Genomic DNA, 2,129 nt, shown 5'->3' with positions numbered 1-2,129 from the left:
ACGCCGGGCGGACCGCGGTGGTCGGCCTGTCCTACCGGCTGACCGACGGGACGGCCCGCGTCGTCACCGCCCGTGGCGTCGAGGTGCCCGCCGACGCGGCGGAGTGAGGCGACGGGCCCCGCTCCCGCTCCCGCACGGCAGCGGGCGCCCGGGGCTCATGCCGGGCGCGGACCTGCCGCGCGGTGCAGCCGGTTGGTGATCGCGAGGCCGAGGCCCTCCTCCGGCGGGAGCGAGGCCACGATGAGGTCGCACCCCTGCTCGTCGAGCGCGCGCAGGTACCCGTACAGGCCGCGGGCGTAGACCGCCAGGGACGCGGGGAGGGTGACCACGGCGTGTGCCTCGACCGGTGTTCCCGCGGACTCCGCGGGCAGCAGGACGCCGACGCGGTGCCCGGCCTCCTGCGCGCGCTCCGCCTCCGCGGCGACCCGCCCGGGCTCGACGAGGACGACGCGGGCGCGCGGCGCGTAGTGCGAGGGATGCTGCCCGGGGACCCGGACGGTGCTCGTCTCGGGCACCGCGAGCGGGGCCCCGAGAGCGGCTTCCAGCTCCTCGCGGGTCACTCCGCCCGGGCGCAGGATGCTCGGCACCGGCCCGGTCACGTCGACGATCGTGGACTCGACGCCGACCTCGCAGGGGCCGCCGTCGAGGACGAAGTCGACGGCGTCCCCGAGCTCGGTGCGGACGTGGTCGGCGACCGTGGGGCTGACGGCGCCGAAGCGGTTGGCGGACGGGGCCGTGACCCCGCCGCCGAAGGCGGAGAGCAGTGCGAGCGCCACCGGATGGTCGGGCACCCGCACCGCCACGGTCTCCAGGCCGCCGGTCGCCTCCAGCGGGACCCGGCGACCGCGCCGCAGCACCAGCGTGAGGGGGCCCGGCCAGAAGCGCCGGGCCAGCAGGCGGGCCGTGTCGGGCACCTCCTCGACCCAGTCGTCCAGCCGGTCGGCGCTGCCGATGTGGACGATGAGCGGGTGCGTCGGCGGACGCCCCTTCACCTCGAAGATGCGCGCGACCGCGGCGGGGTTCTCGGCGTCGGCGCCGAGGCCGTAGACCGTCTCGGTCGGCAGCGCGACCAGGCCGCCGGCGCGCAGCACATCGGCCGCCTTCTCAACATCGCTGGTTCTTGCCATCACGCGGGGCATCTTCTCACCCGCCGCGGGGCCCCTGGTCACGGGAGCACCGGGGCGGCGGCCTCGGACCCCGGGGTGACCTGGTCGGACAGGGCGACCGGCGAGCAGTGGGCTCAGGCCTCGATCTGCTCGAAGATGTGCGGGTACGACACGACGCCGTCGGGGAACTCCGCGGCCAGGGCCTGGAACTGCGGGGTGCCGAACGCCGTGGCGAGGGCCTCGGTCGACTCCCACACCGCGACGTTCATCAGGAGCCGGCTGTTCCCCGTCCCCTGGTGCATCCGCAGGGAGACGAATCCCGGCTGGGTCTTCATGAAGGCGGCCTGCCGGCGGAAGAGCGCCAGGAAGGATTCGGTGCTCTCCTGCGGGACGTAGAAGGTGTTGGCCAGGACGATGGGTCCGGTCGCCTCCTTGAACTGGGCGAACATCGGTGTCTGCGGGTCGAGGCTCTGCAGGGTGGCCATGCCGGTACTCCTTCGTCAGCGGGCTCGGTCCGGCCGGTCCGGACGTACCGGAGGCCCGGATTGCTAGCGCTGCTAGCGTCGAGAGTCAACGCTATCCCTGCTGTCGCTCCCTTGTCTAGCGGTGCTAGGGTCCCCTTATGTCAGTACAGGAACGCAAGGAGCGCGAGCGGGCGGTGCGGGAGCGGCTCATCGTGGAGACCGCGCGCGAACTTGCCGAGCAGCAGGGCTGGGACGCGGTCACGACCCGCAGGCTCGCCGAGCGCATCGAGTACAGCCAGCCCGTGCTCTACAGCCATTTCCGCGGCAAGCGGGAGATCATCGGTGCCGTCGCCATGGAGGGGGCCGCCGAGCTGGCGGTCGCGGTGCGGGCGGCGACCGCCGCCGCCGACGGGCCGCGCGCCCGGGTGGTGGCGCTGGCCCGCGCCTATCTCGACTTCGCGGCGGACAACCCGGCCGTGTACGACGCGCTGTTCCAGCTCGACGGCGGGCTCGCGTTCGCGCAGGAGGCCACCCCGGAGCCGCTGAAGGACGCGTTCGC

The 2,129-nt window shown here is 74.2% G+C and carries 3 protein-coding genes; 1 reads left to right on the top strand and 2 read right to left on the bottom strand.

Translation table 11 applies throughout. From position 1 onward, the window contains the following. Positions 1-155: 155 nt before the first annotated feature. Together GTW43_RS22715 and GTW43_RS22710 are read right to left on the bottom strand one after the other, a co-directional pair. Complete coding sequence (locus GTW43_RS22715; protein ID WP_237536762.1) at positions 156-1,127, bottom strand: L-threonylcarbamoyladenylate synthase; 972 nt, start codon at positions 1,125-1,127, stop codon at positions 156-158. Positions 1,128-1,240: 113 nt separating this feature from the next. Next, complete coding sequence (locus GTW43_RS22710) at positions 1,241-1,591, bottom strand: antibiotic biosynthesis monooxygenase family protein (protein ID WP_161303870.1); 351 nt, start codon at positions 1,589-1,591, stop codon at positions 1,241-1,243. A 137-nt stretch (positions 1,592-1,728) separates the two neighbouring features. Between GTW43_RS22710 and GTW43_RS22705 the strand changes: the two genes are divergently transcribed. Then, on the top strand, positions 1,729-2,129 hold a 401-nt coding region (locus GTW43_RS22705), incomplete at its 3' end, for a TetR/AcrR family transcriptional regulator (protein WP_161303869.1).

Origin of the sequence: Streptomyces sp. SID5785 (assembly GCF_009870065.1) — a bacterium.
Taxonomy (GTDB): Bacteria; Actinomycetota; Actinomycetes; order Streptomycetales; family Streptomycetaceae; genus Streptomyces.
Note: the sequence above shows the minus strand (reverse complement) of the source record. Positions and strands in the feature narration are given on the sequence as shown.